We start from the raw sequence: 14,838 nt of genomic DNA, 5'->3' as shown, positions 1-14,838 counted from the left end.
CCACCCGCCCCGCACCCCTGCCGCCCGTCCCCGCAGGCGGCGTCGCCAACGGCGTTCAGACCATACCCTATGTCCCGCTGGTCGTACGCGAGCAGATCGTGGCCCAGGTGCGTGAGGAGTTGAGCGGTCAGGCCCAGTCTGAAGGTTGGGCGCGCCCCGGCGAAACGCCGGAATGGACCCGCCGCCTGCAGATTTACGGCGATGTGCGCGTGCGCGGAGAGGGGCGTTTCTACGATGCGAGCAACGCCGACATCTTTACGGACTATGGTGCAGTCAACAACGGCGCGCCGCAGAACACCAATATGAAAACGCCGGATTGGGTGGCGCCGCCCTTTCTCAATACGCTGGAGAACCGGCAACGAGCGCAACTACGGGCGCGTTTGGGCGTGAAGGCCCAGATCACGGACTGGATCAGCGCCGATGTTCGGATCGCGACCGGCAGCGACAACTCGCCCGTCTCGACGAACCAGACCCTGGGCGGCAATGGCGAGTTCGGCAAATACGCCCTGTGGCTGGACCGCGCGGCCATCCGCCTGACGCCGAATGAAGCCGTCGCACTGGATTATGGCCGCTTCGCCAATCCGTTCCAGACCAGCGAGCTTCTGTTTGACGCCGACCTGAACTTCGACGGCGCCGCCGTCACGGTGGGACATGCGTTCGACGAGCGTCTTTCGGTGTTCAGCACGCTGGGCGGCTTCACCATCTTCAACACCGCCCTGAACTTCGGCGCGCGCAATGCGCCGGACAACAGCCCCTCCAACGGTCCGTACAAGAGCCAGGACAAGTACCTGCTGGCGGCGCAAGGCGGAGCGAAGTTCCAGGCGACGCAGACGTTGAGCATCGAAGCGGCGGTCGGCTATTTCCACTATGAGAACATTGCGGGCGCGGTTTCGGCGCCTTGCGCCTTCGACGAACTCGTCTGCTCGACGGACGCCACCCGTCCGGCTTTCCAGCAGCACGGCAACACCTTGTTCCCGATCCGCAATGTGATCGCCGATCCGAAAAATCCGAGCGGCAGCCCTGAGTACCAGTACTTCGGACTGGCCTCCGAGTTCGGCATTCTGAACCTGAGACTGGCGGGTGAATACCGCCCGTCAGAACGTTTCGGCCTGCGGATCGAAGGCGATTACGTGAAGAATCTGGCTTGGGATGGCGCTGCGATTTCCGCTCTGGCGGTCAATAATCTGGGACCGGACATCCGGGTTCCCGATCCGGCCAAGCCCGGTGAAACCATGCGTGCGAACGGCCCCTACGAAGGGGGTGACACAGGTTGGCAGGTGCGGCTGCTCCTGGGCTCTGATCTGAACTTGAACGGCGCCGGTCGCGGCAACTGGCGCGGCGATAAGGGGGACTGGAATGCCTATGCCGGTTATCGCCACCTGGAATCCGATGCTGTGGTCGATGCCTTCGCGGACAGTGATCTGCACATCGGGGGAACCAACAACAAGGGCTGGATGATCGGCGGCGCCTATGTGTTTGCGCCCAATACCCTGATCGGCGCACGCTGGATGTCAGCCGATGAGATCGCAGGCGCGCCCTTCTCGGTGGACCGCCTGTTCATCGACCTGTCCACGCGCTTCTGATCATGAGAGCCCGTCCGCTGCTGGCCGCCGACTGGTTCAGGCCCGTCCATCACAGGGATGAGGCTGACGCTTGGCGCGTGGCCGCAGCCGAGGGGCTTAAGCGTGTTTCGACGCAGACTGGTTCTCGCCGGTTCCAGGTCTGTGTCGAGATGAGGGATCTGCCTGGCCTGTCCCCGGTCAGGCAGATCCCTCTTGCGGCTCGTCTGGGCGCCGTCATCGTCATGGCGGGGGCGACCCTGTTTCCGGGGCAGGGGTGGAGCCAGTCTGAACCGGTTAGCCCGCCTTCCGCCCGCATCACAGCCTCAACGCCCGAGGTTTGCGTTCAGGTCGATGTCGCAGGCTATCGCGCCGGTCACCTGGATTGCGCCGTGCAGGCGTTGCAGCAGGCGGCGCGCATGGCGCAGATGCGGGCCAGAGCAGGCATGGAGACATCCGTGCCGCAGGCCGGGGCGCCGGACCCGGCTGTCGGCGTCGCGAGCCTGACGGGCGCACGATTGCGCATGGGCGATGCTCTGGGCGCTTCGGTTCATCCGCAGCGTCCTGATCGCTCATTTTCAACGTCCCGTCCGACCTCTCCCGCAGGCCGCCCATGACGCCTGCCGCTTCTTCTTCACTGTCAGTCATGTCTCGTCCCTCTGAGGACGCCACGAGCGCTGTCGGTTTTTCCTTTGAATTGTTCGCGGCCGCGCTGTCGGCCCCCGTCCTAGCGGAGTCCGTCCGATGATCGCCAAGACCCCCTGCCTGCGCTCCAAGCTTTTGATCGGCGTCTCCATCGGGGCCATGCTGCTGACTGGCGTTGCGGAGGCGCAGTCAGGCCGTGGACGCGGCGCGACTTCTGAGGGGGCGGACGCCGCCGTGCGCGCCGCCCAGGCCCAGGCCAGTCAGCAGGCAGCGCAGGCTTCATCGGCCAGCCAGCGCGCTATCGCCGCCTTCCGTCGGGCTGCGGACGGCCGCGCGGCGATGCAGACGGCGCAAGCTGCTGCGCGTGCGGCGGCCCAGGCCGCCCAGTCCAATATTCCGAACGGTCTGGGACGTGGCGGCCTGCAAGTCGCCGACGGCGTGGCTCTGGACCCGAACCTGTGGATCGGCGCCCACGGACCGACCCAGAGCGTCGGCGCCGACGGCCGCGCCCAGGTCGTCGTCGAACAGACCCAGTCCAAGGCCATCCTGACGTGGGACAGCTTCAACGTCGGGCGTGAAACCGATCTGAACTTCAACCAACAGGGCGCAGACTGGGTGGCGCTGAACCGCGTGACCGACGTTAGTCTGGATCCCAGCAAAATCCTGGGTTCGATCAAGGCGCAGGGCTCGGTCTATATCATTAACCGAAACGGCGTGATCTTCGGCGGGGCGTCTCAGGTCAACGTCCGCAATCTGATCGCCTCTTCGGCCAACATCTCGAACGACCAGTTCCTGAACCAGGGCATCTACTCGAACCTGGCCGCTGCCAACTACGTCTCCAGTTTCACTGGTGCGGGCGGCAAGGTGACGGTTGAGGCAGGCGCGCGCATCACCACCCATACGCCCCAGAGCGTGACTTCCGGCGGCGGCTTCGTGCTGTTGATGGGGACCGAGGTGCTGAACGCCGGGACCATCACCACGCCGCGCGGCCAGACGGCGCTGGTTGCTGGTGACGATTTCATCCTGCGTCGCGGCTATGGCACCGAAGAAAACAAATATTCGACGACGCGCGGCAATGAAGTGCGCGGGCTGATCCATGCGGGTTCGCTCAGCGGGACAGTGACTAACACCGGCCTCATGGAGGCGATCCAGGGCGATCTGACACTGGCCGGGCGCACCATCCGCCAGGACGGGGTGATGGTGGCCACCTCTTCGGTCAACCAGCGCGGCACGATCCATCTGCTGAACTCAGCATCCGACGCCAAGGGCTCGGTCACTCTGGGGCAGAACAGTCTGACGCTGATCCTGCCGGAGCTGGACAGCAAGGAGACGGCGCTGAACGGACAGCGAGACGCCCTGATCAAAGAGTCTGAGACGGCCAACGCCAGCCGTGGCGTCACGACCAACGGCGGTTTTGACGACCGTTCGCTGTTGGCGGATCGGTTGGACCAGGGGCGTGTCGAGATCGTCACTGGTGGCGACGTGACCTTCGAGGGCGGCTCCAACGTCATGGTCAACGGCGGCCAGGTGGCGGTCCAGGCCAACAGCGGTCGGATCACCGTCAATGACGGCGCCGTCATTGACGTGTCCGGCACAATGGGCGTTTCGCTGGACGTCGGCTCCAACACCATCAAGGTCAATATTCAGGGCAATGAACTGCGCGACAGCCCAGGCAACCGCGATTCCGACGGACTGAAGAGCCGCGATGTCTGGGTCGACGTGCGCGATTTGATCCTGCTGCCGTCGGGTACGGGGGGGTATGAGGGCGACCGCTGGTACACGCCGGGCGGCTTGCTGGAAGTCGGCGGCTATCTGGCCAACACCGCCCACGGCATCGGTGAATGGACGGCGGTCGGCGGAACCATCACCCTGTCGAGCAAGGAGGTGGTCGCCAAGACGGGGGCCGTGTTCGACCTGTCGGGCGGCTCCATCGACTACAAGTCAGGCTATGTCATCTCGACGCGTCTGCTGGGGTCGGATGGACGCATGTATGACGTGCGCAACGCCCCTGCAGGCATGACCTTCATCAGCGTCGGCAACGCCTTTGTGCGCAGCCACGACCGATGGGGCACTCAATATGCGGAGGTCTACGCCAACCCTCTGTTCAGCCGCGCCAACTCCAGCCGTTGGGAGGAGGGCTACACGGTCGGGCGCGACGCCGGGCGCCTGATCCTGTCGACGCCCACGGCCATCATGGAGGCGCAGATCCTGGCTGGGGTCATCAACGGTGAGCGCCAGACCCAGGCCCGTCCGCAGGACGTCAGGGACGGCTATTCGCTGGGCGCGAACACGGTCGCCAAGGCGGGCACGCTGGCCATAGGCGGATACACGGCGCTCGGCGCCACCAATCCGCAGAATGTCGATATTCGCATCGGTGAAGTCGAAAACGTGGCCAACGATGCAGCAGCGGGGCAGGCTCTGCCTGCCGATCGTATCGGCACGGCCTGGCTGGATACGGACTATCTGAACGCCCAGGGCCTGGGCGGGCTGGAGTTGTTGACGGCCCGCACAATCGCCGTCGAAGGCGATCTGGTGCTGGCCAATGGCGGATCCGTCGCCCTGATAGCGCCTAAGGTCGACATCACGGGATCGGTCACGGCCCATGGTGGATCGTTCGTCGCCAGCAATGTCCTGCGCTCCACAATCTCGATGATTCCGCCCCGCCGATTGACCCTGAACGGTCAGGCCGGGTTCAGCCTGGCTGATGGGGCGCAGATCGATGTGTCAGGCGAATGGGTCAACGCCAACAGGACATCGAGCGCGCCCAACCTTGGCTTCATCAACGGCGGCGACGTGCGGGTCGATTTCACCCACGACGTCAATATCGAGGCCGGAAGCCGGATCGACGTATCATCCGGCGGCGCCGTCCTCAATGACGCGCATACGCGCGGCGGCCGTGGCGGCAACCTGACCTTGCGCGCCAATACGCTGGTGGATGCAATCGAGACAGGCGGCGTGCTGCGCCTCGATGGAACGCTTGCCGGTTATGGCGTCGACGGCGGCGGAAGCCTGTCACTTGAAACCGGCGGCAAGGTGCTGATCGGCGGCGACAGACCTGAGTCTCATAGCGGCCTGTTCCTGTCCAAAGACCGCTTCTCCAGCGGTTTCTCCAGCTATGACGTCAATGGCCACGGCGGCGTGCGGGTCGCCGACGGCGCCGTCATCGATGTGACCATGCCGGTCTATCGCTTCATCGGCGACAGCCTGGATGCCCCGAGCGGAACCAAGCCAGCGGACGCGCTGGAACTATGGACTGCACCACTGCATCAGGATGACCCGCGCGCCAGTGTCCTGACCCAACGGGGCGGCGCCAGCCTGTCCTTGCGCTCCGTGCGAAATCTTTCGGGCGGCGCCATCGAGATTGGCGAGGGCGCTGTGGTCAGCGTCGATCCGGGGCAGGCGATCCGCTTGCTTGGACGCGGACAATTGACCGTCAATGGCCGCCTGAACGCCTGGGGCGGTTTGATCTCGATCGACCAGGTCCGCTTCGCTGACACACTCAACGCGCCTGCACATAACCGATCCATCTGGATCGGCGACAACGCGGTTCTGGATGTCGCCGGGCGTGCCTTTACGGCGACTGACGCCAACGGACGGCGCTATGGTCTGGTGCAGGACGGCGGACGGATCGAACTGGGCGGGAAACTGAACTGGGAGATCGAGGGCGAGATCGACATGCGCCCCGCCGATCTGCATCTGGTCATCCGCAAGGGGGCGCTGCTGGACGCGTCAGGCGCCAACGCCGTGCTGGATCTGCCCGGCCTGGACAAGAATGCGACGTGGCGTCCGGTGACGGTGGGCGGCGCAGGCGGAACGATTGTGCTGTCCTCGTCCGTCGGCATGCACCTGGACGGTGAAATGCGAGCGGCAGCTGGTGCGCCCGGGGCGGCAGGCGGCAAGCTGGGCGTCTTCTTCGGCGGCGCAATCTATGCCCCTGCAGGTGTGACGCCCGAGGCCCTGATCCCGCGTTATATGACCTTGACGCAGAACCGCACCGACAGCGTGCTGAGCGACGGACTTCAGGCGGGTCAGGCGGACGCTGGTCTGACCTACGGTCACGGCGCCCTCAGTGTTGAACAGATCCACGACGGAGGCTTCGGCAGCCTGTCCGTACAGGCTGGGGTTCACCTGACGGGCGACCTGAACCTGGAAATGAGCGAAAGCCTTCGCCTGTCCACTCCGCCTGTGGCGGCTCCGGGTGCGCCTGACCCTTTAAACGTTCGGCTGGCGGCGCCGCACGTCCATCTGGGCGCCATCATCTCCACGCCTTTGCCCGGTGAAAACTATGTTTATCCGGGCTCTATTCAGCCGGATGACAATCGGGACGACCGCATCACGATCGAAGGCGATCTAATCGATGTGCGCAACATGGTGCAGTTCCTCGGCTACGGCGACGTCGACCTGATCAGCCGCGGCGACATCCGCCTGCTGAGGCCGACCTATATGACTTACGCCAATAGGGAACTGACCCTGTTGTTGGCCTCCAAGCAGATACAGCTGACTGCGGCCCAGATTTATCCGGTTACCGGCGCAGCAGGCGCGATCGGCGTTGGCGTGCCTCTGCCCGGTGATTTCAAACAGCCACTGGATGGCCGCCTGATCATCAAATCCAACGGCGGACCGACCCCGGCCCAGCCCTATTCGGCCTATGGATCGCTTGACCTCTGGGCGTCGAATATCGAGCAAGGTGGGATTCTGCGGGCGCCGTTCGGCAGCATCACCTTCGGCCACGAGATCGGCTCCTATCCGGTCCATACGGTCCTGATGCCTGGCAGCATCACCTCGGTCAGCGGCGCAGGCCTGCTGATGCCCTATGGCGGCACTGTGGACGGTGTCCGATATATCTATGACGGCAAGGTCATCGAACTGAACCCGCAGGGCTGGACCAGCAACGGTGCGCCCACCATCACCATGAATGTGGCCAGTCTGGACACCCGCGAGGGTTCGGTCATGGACCTGTCTGGCGGCGGCGAGCTGACCGGCGCCGGTTTCATCAGCGGACGCGGCGGTTCAGTTGACGTGCTGCGCGTTCCGTTTGCGGACGCCAACCCCGGCTTCGGTTTCAGCCAGTCGGGCAATCAGGTCTATGCACTGGTGCCGGGCTATGTGGGCTATGCGCCCAGCGCCGAGAATGCAGGTGCCGGTGCGCCTGGTCTGGGACGTCAGGTGACGATTCCAGAGGGCGTGCCCGGGCTTGCGGCTGGGACCTACACCCTGATGCCGTCAACCTATGCCCTGCTGCCGGGCGCCTTCCGGGTCGAGATCGGGCAAGGCGTTACGCCCGACCTTTCAGGTGTGACCTCGACTGGCGCGGGGTCTTTCATCGCCGCTGGTTATCTGGGCACGCTCAACACTGGCCAGCGTGACGTTCAGGCCAGCGCTCTGCTCATCACGCCCGCCGACATGGTCCGCAAGCACACCGGCTATAACGAGACCAGTCTGAACGCATTTGTCCTGGCCGACGCCGCGCGGCGCAATCTGCCGCGTTCACGTCTGACGGACGACGCCGGCCATCTGGCGCTGAACTTCACCGCCGGGGCCGGTCTGGGCGACACCCGGGCCATGACCATCAAGGGTGTCACGCGGTTGAGCGCCGCCGCTGACAGCAAAGGCTATGGCGGTTCCCTGGGCGTCGGGGGGCGGGTGCAGAGCATTGAAATCCTTGCCGCAGGCGACCGCGCCGAAGTGGTGGGCGCATCGGGCATCGCCCTGTTCGCCGATGATCTGAACGCTTTGACGCCCAGCCGCATGAGCATCGGCGGAAACTTCATGACCGATACGGTCGTGCTTCGCAGCGGCGCGACCCTGTCTGCGCCTGAGGTGTCTCTGACCGCAGTCTCCGGCGGGCGCGGCATCGTCGTGGAGCAGGGGGCGACGATCTCGACCATCGGTCGGGGCGCGGCGGATTTCGACAGCACCAACGGCTATTTCTACACGCCCAACTACTCGACGCTGGTGGTGTCGAACGGCTGGGTCAATCTGCTGCCCCCGGCCCTGGTTCAGAACGGACAGGCGACGGTTGATCTGGGCGGCTGTCTGACCGTTTGCTCGGGCGAGACGCGCATCGTGTCCGAAGGCACGATCGGCGTGGCCACCTTCGGGGCCTTCACCTTAGGCGACGCCGTCAGCTATGGCGCGCGTCATCTGGTTCTGGGCGTGTCGGCGGTGAACCTGGGCGCCGCGGAAACCCTGGCGAACGCTGCGGCGGCGGGCCAACTGCCGCCGGGCATGGCGCTGAACCAGGACGTGCTGAAGCGCCTTTTGGCGGGCAACACCGCCATCGGCGCCCCTGCGCTAGAGACTTTGTCTCTGAACGCTCGTGAATCCATCAACCTGTACGGCACGGTTGATCTGGACACCTATGACAGCACGGGCAAGTCCGTGCTGGAGCGTTTGGTCTTCGGCGCCCCCGCCATGTACGGCTATGGCGCCGCAAGCGACACTGTGACCATCCGTACAGGAGAGTTCATCTGGGCGGGCACGACCGGCGCCAATGCAGGCGGGCTGAACACCAATAATCCGTCCGACAACACGGGCTTGCCGCCCGGCGCTGCTGTCCTTGATCGACTGGGCGATAGCGTCCTGAACATTATTGCGGACACCATCCGCTTCGACTACGCGCCCAACACCCTTCCTGTGCGACTGGTCTCCGCTGATCGTCTGGCCCTAGGCTTCAGCACGGTGAACCTGACAGCCAGCAAGGGCGTCTTCGCCGACGCCAAGGGTTCGCTGAACATCTATCACAAGCAGAACGGCTATGTGGCCGGGCAGGGGTGGCAGTACAGCGGCGGCAACCTGAACATCACCGCGCCCCTGCTTACCGCAGGCGCCGGGGCTGTGCTGTCCGTCAACGCGGGCGGCGCCGTCGACATCCGTGGCGGCGGCGCGGCCTTTGATCCGATCAAGGCCCTGGGCGGCGAACTGCGTATCGCGGGCCAGTCGATCCGCCTGGACACCGCCGTCGTCCTGCCGTCGGGCCGCCTGGTGCTGAACGCGGTTGATGATGTGACGCTGGGCGATCAGGCCCGGATAGACCTCGCAGGGCGCGAGATCGAGATGTTCGACGTCAAGAAATACAGCTGGGGCGGCGACCTTGTCCTGTCCAGCCGTGATGGTGACATTCTGGCCCATGCCGGATCAGCCATCGACCTTTCGGCCCAGTACAATCGCGGCGGCTCACTGACGGCGACAGCGCTGGGCGAACAGGCCGGGCGGGTTGATCTGTTGGGCGCCATCAAGGGCAAGGCCAGCGGGGTCTATGATGCGGGCGGCACGCTGGTTCCCTATGATGCCGCCGAACTGACGGTGCGCGCACGCGTGCTTGAGGACTTCGCCGGGCTCAACGGGCGTTTGAACGAGGGCGAGGTGTTCGGCGCACGCCGCTTCCAGATCAAACAGGGCGACCTGGTTGTCGGTGACGAGGTCAAGGCGCGTGAGGTTCAGATCGTTCTGGATGGCGGTGACCTGACCATCAACGGCCGCATCGATGCGTCGGGTTATCAGGTCGGCGCCATCCGTCTGTCGGCCTCCGGCGACCTGAAGGTCAACGGCGCGTTGGACGCGCACGGGACCGGCCTGCGCCGCGACAGCTATGGCAAGATTATCGAAAGCCCGAACCGGGCCTTGGTCGAACTGACTGCGCGTGACGGCCGTCTGGTGCTGGGCGCGAACACGGTCATCGACCTGCGTGCAGGCACAGACTCGCCCTTCGCCGACGGTCAGGCCCGAGGCACTCTGGATCTGATGGCCCCGCGCATCGGCGCAAACGACGTGGCGATCGATGTTCTGGGCGCCGTGGACATTCGTGGTGCACGGACGACCGCCGTCTATGGCTTCCGCACCTACGACGATGCGCCGCTGTCCAGCCTGCCTGACGTGTCGGGTCATCGTCCGCAACTGATCACCCAGGCCTATATGGACGCCCTGGACATAGACAGCCGCGCCTTCATGAACGCCGCCCTGGTCAACACCGGACTATCGGCGCGTCTGAGCGGTCTGGGCGATTATCACCTGCGTCCGGGCGTCGAGATCGTCAGCAACGCCACGACCAATCCGGGCGGTCATCTGACGGTTCTGGGCGACATCGACCTGTCCAACCATCGTTACGGCCCGAACGCCAATCGCGCCGACCCCGCTCTGCGCGGTTTCGGCGAGCCGGGCATGCTGGTCATCCGCGCAGCGGGAGACGTGAATGTCCACGGCAGCATCAATGACGGCTTTGCCCCTCCACCGCTGACGCCGGACGACAACGGCTGGCTGCTGGAAGAGACGCGTGACAACACGGGCGGCGGCCTGACGCCTTTCGCCGGGGATATCATCGTGCCGATCGATGGCGTTCAGTTGGACACTGGGACGGTCTTCAAGGTCGGGACGCGCCTGAACTATGATATTCCGGTTCGTAACGTCACCCTGCCTGCCGGAACGACGGCGCCGGTCCCTGTCACGCTGAATGGTCCGCTGACCCTGCCTGCAGGTCTGGTGCTGAGCGCCGAGGTTCGGACGGCGAATGGCGTGGTCTATAGGGCGGGTACTGTTCTGCCCGAGGCCCTGACACTGACCAAGGGTGCGACCCTGGGCGCCGGGTTCCAGTTGCGCGCCGACGCGCCGGTGCAGGCCTTCACCTGGCCCAAGGGCGTGGCGCTGCCCGCCGATCTGACGACCAGCGAACGTATCACTCTGGCGCGTGGGTCCCTGATCCCGTCGATGACCAAGGTCGAACTGCCGGGCGGCCAGCCGGTCAATCTGCGGCCGGTCGGGCCTGACGGAACCCAGGGCCGAAACTGGGCTCTTGCGCCCATGTTGCGCGAAGGGTCGACCTCTTGGGACCTGACGCTGGTTGCAGGCGCAGACATGGGTTCGTCCGACCGGACAGCCCGAAACGCCTTCGGCACGGGGGACATCATTCTGGCTGATGCGCACAACGCGAGCATCGGCAAGGTGACGATCCGCTATGAGGGTGGCGGCGGTGGCAAGCTGGTCTTTACGAAAGAAGCGGCCATGACCTGGTTTGCGGACGCCAGTTTCGGCGGCCTGACGGGAGATGAGCTGGACGCCAAGCTGATGGCGGAGTGGGGGCTGACCTTCGTTGACTATTTCGGGGAGCCGTTCAGCGACTACTGCACCAACAATCCGGCCGATTGCCAGCAGGTCGCCGACGACGGACTGGAGTGGTTCTTCTCAGCAGCAGGCGCTGATGACTTCTTCGGTGAACCGTCTCTGGCCGGAAAGACCCAGGCCGAAATCAACCAGTGGCTGATCGACAACTGGGGCCTGGATTGGGACTATCTGCTCAATGGCGCGCCCTTGGCCAAGGTTTGTGCCGATAATCCAGGCAGTTGCTACAGCAGCTTCACAGATCCCGTTCTGACGGTCGATGGTGCGACCGGCTGGATCGGCGACGAGAAATACGCCGGCCTGGGCTCCGCCGCCCTCGAAGCTGCATTGCAGGCTGACTATGGCATGAGCGTCGCTGACTTCTTCGGTGCATCGCTAAAGGACTTCTGCAACGCGAACGCCAGCCTGTGCGCCGTTCAGGGTTCGACACCGCCTGTCGAAGTCCGCGAATATGCTGTCGGGCCGGGTGGATCGAACTTCAGTGTGATCCGCACGGGCGCGGGGGACATGACGCTGATCGCCGGGCGCGATGTCCGAATGAGCTCGATGTTCGGGGTCTATACCGCGGGTGTCCAGACCACGTTGACGGGGGTGGACAACGCCCAGTTCAATCTGCCGCGCAACGCCGAGTATCAGATTGGAAAGACCTTCGGGACGGACAGTCCCTATCTGCCGGCGTGGAATGCCTGGAACGCCTGGTATCCCGACCTGGGGGGCAATCTGACCATCGCCGCAGGCCGCGATGTGACAGGCGACACCTGGGGCGCTAACGCTCAGAACTCTGTCCGGTACCCTGAGCAACAGCAGGCGCAGTATGCGTCGAGCAGCCTGGGCAACTGGCTGTGGCGTCAGGGCACTGGCAACACGCTTGGCGTTGATCCGGTCGCCACCAGCTGGTGGATCAACTTCGGAGCCTACGCCAACGACCAGCCTTCACTGGCCTATTACAGCGCCCGGATTGTCGGTTTCACGGGCTTTGGCGCCCTGGGCGGCGGCAATGTGTCGATCAACGCGGATCGCCACGCCGGGATCGTCGATCCACGCGGCGGCGGTCTGGTGACGACCACCGGGCCTGGCGACCGCACTCAAGGCCTGGTCGTGGCCATCGGTTCGACGGGGCGGGTGGTCGGCGATGATCTATACCTGACTGGCGGCGGCGATCTGAACCTGCGCACCGGAGGGCTGTTGAACCCCAACGCGCGGGCGACCCAGGTGCGGCCGGGCTCCGGCTCGACCCGCGCAACCGGGGACGTCGCCGATCTGAATGGCGTTCTGACCAATCTGCGCGGCAACCTGACCCTGACCACCAGCGGCATGGGCGCCTATGGGCTGCTCTATGGCGGCGACGGCGGCGGTCTGAGACCGGACAATCCGTTTGCCGCAGGTTCGGTCAACGGCATGGGCGGGCCGTTGGTGATGCTGGGCGATGCGGTCGCCTGGGTGAACACCCGCGGTGATCTGGTGCTGGGCGGGGCAGGGGATCCTGGCCGCGTGAAGCAGGCGACCACTCAGGCCTGGTCCGCCGGGGCGGAAAGCGCAGCGGGGGGCGGCCTCAGTTGGCTGTCGCTCTGGACGCCCAATACGGCGGTCAACCTGTTCTCGGCTGGCGGCGACCTGATGCCCATGTCGATGACCGGCAGCGTGACGATAAGCACCAACATGCCGGTTGAGGTCATGCCGGACCGCACTGTCGTCTACCCATCGATCCTGCGGGCGGTGGCGACCAGCGGCAACATCTACATGGCCCCATTCAACAATCTGAACGGCGAGAGCCAGCTGTATCCCGTCACGCTGCTGCTGGCGCCCTCAGCCAAGGGGCAGCTTGAGCTCTTGGCGGGTGGTTCAATCCGAGGCGGAGCAACGCGCAGCGCCATTGTTCAATCCGGTTCCGACGTCGCCCTGCCGTCACCGTTCAATCCCGCATTTGGCGTAATCAGCTGGCCCAATCTGAAGTACGGCAACCTGTCGATCGACGGACTTCAGGCCAGTTTGGATATGCCGACCCTGTTCGCATTCGGACCAAACACGCTGACCAGGGGCTCACTGCATATCGGGGATCCGACACCGGCCCGGTTCTATGCTGTTAACGGCGACATTGTGGGTCTGACCATCGGTCGAATTTCGACGTGGAATGACTACGTCTATAACCAACCCCGGACGATCTCGACCTGGTATCAGGGCGCAACGGCCGTTCAACTGCGCGCGGGCCAGGACGTCCTTGGCGTCAATGTCCTGGCGGTGAACAACAATGCCCGGGACATTTCGATGGTCCAGGCTGGTCGCGACATCGTCCATGCAGACATCACCGTCGCCGGTCCCGGCGCGTTGGAGGTCTATGCGGGCCGCAACCTGCTTCAGGAAGACGTCGCCGGCATCCGTTCGATCGGCAGCATCGTGCAGGGTGACACCCGTCCCGGGGCTGCCGTGTCGCTGTCGGCGGGCATGTCGAACGTCGACTGGAATAAGGTTCGCGATCTGTATCTGAACCCCGACAATCTTCTGGCGGCCAATCCCGACGGCCAGACACCGCCGCTGGAAGGCTCAGGCAAGGTCGCAAAAGTCTATAACCGTGAGCTGACGGACTGGCTGGGCGAACGTCACGGCTTCACCGGCACGCAGGAACAGGCCTTAGCCCTGTTCGACACTTTGGCGCCGGAGGAGCAGCGCATCTTCCTGCGCCAAATCTATTACGCCGAACTGCGTGAAGGCGGCCGTGAGTACAACGACGTTGCAGGGCCTCGCTTCGGCTCCTATCTGCGCGGCCGTCAGATGATCGCCGCCTTGTTCCCGGACAAGGATGCTCATGGCTCGGACCTTCACCGGGCGGGCGACATTCTCATGTACGGCGGCGCAGGCGTGCGCACCGATTTCGGCGGCAACATCGAGATGATGGCGCCAGGCGGCCAGATCGTTGTCGGCGTCCAGGGCGTCGTTCCGCCCGGGACAGCAGGCATTGTCAGTCAGGGACAGGGCGACATCCGCCTGTTCAGCGAGAAATCCCTATTGTTGGGTCTGTCGCGGATCATGACCACCTTCGGCGGAGACATCTTCGCCTGGTCGGAGGAGGGCGACATCAACGCCGGTCGCGGCGCCAAGTCGACCATCGTCTATACGCCCGCGCGTCGCATCTATGACGCCTATGGCAATGTCCGGTTGGCGCCGCAGGTGCCGTCATCGGGCGCCGGCATTGCCACCCTGAACCCGATCCCCGAGGTTGCCGCGGGCGACGTCGACCTGATTGCGCCGCTGGGCACCATCGACGCTGGCGAGGCGGGCATTCGGGTGTCGGGCAACGTCAACCTGGCCGCCCTGCGTGTTCTGAACGCCGCCAACATCCAGGTGCAGGGCGAGTCGAAGGGGATCCCCCTGCCGCCCGTGGTCAACACCAGCGCCCTGACGGCGGCCTCGGTCATCGCAGAGGCCGCACGGGTCGCCGAACGTGCGCGCCCCGTCCGCACAGAGGTTCCGACCATCCTCAGCGTCCGCTTCCTCGGCTTCGGCGAGTGAGCCTGAACCGGGG

The 14,838-nt window shown here is 64.8% G+C and carries 3 protein-coding genes; all 3 read left to right on the top strand.

From position 1 onward, the window contains the following. Positions 1-1,583, top strand: a 1,583-nt coding sequence (locus QZ281_RS04815; RefSeq protein WP_292225346.1) for a putative porin, incomplete at its 5' end; no start/stop codon positions are given. A gap of 149 nt (positions 1,584-1,732) precedes the next feature. Further along, complete coding sequence (locus tag QZ281_RS04810) at positions 1,733-2,176, top strand: hypothetical protein (RefSeq protein ID WP_292225343.1); 444 nt, start codon at positions 1,733-1,735, stop codon at positions 2,174-2,176. 127 nt (positions 2,177-2,303) lie between these two features. Beyond that, positions 2,304-14,825: a filamentous haemagglutinin family protein gene (locus QZ281_RS04805; protein ID WP_292225341.1), complete on the top strand. Its 12,522-nt coding sequence runs from the start codon at positions 2,304-2,306 to the stop codon at positions 14,823-14,825. Positions 14,826-14,838 lie beyond the last annotated feature (13 nt).

It is taken from the genome of Brevundimonas sp., from assembly GCF_018608325.1.
GTDB lineage: Bacteria > Pseudomonadota > Alphaproteobacteria > Caulobacterales > Caulobacteraceae > Brevundimonas.
This window is presented reverse-complemented; position numbering and strand designations above follow the sequence as displayed.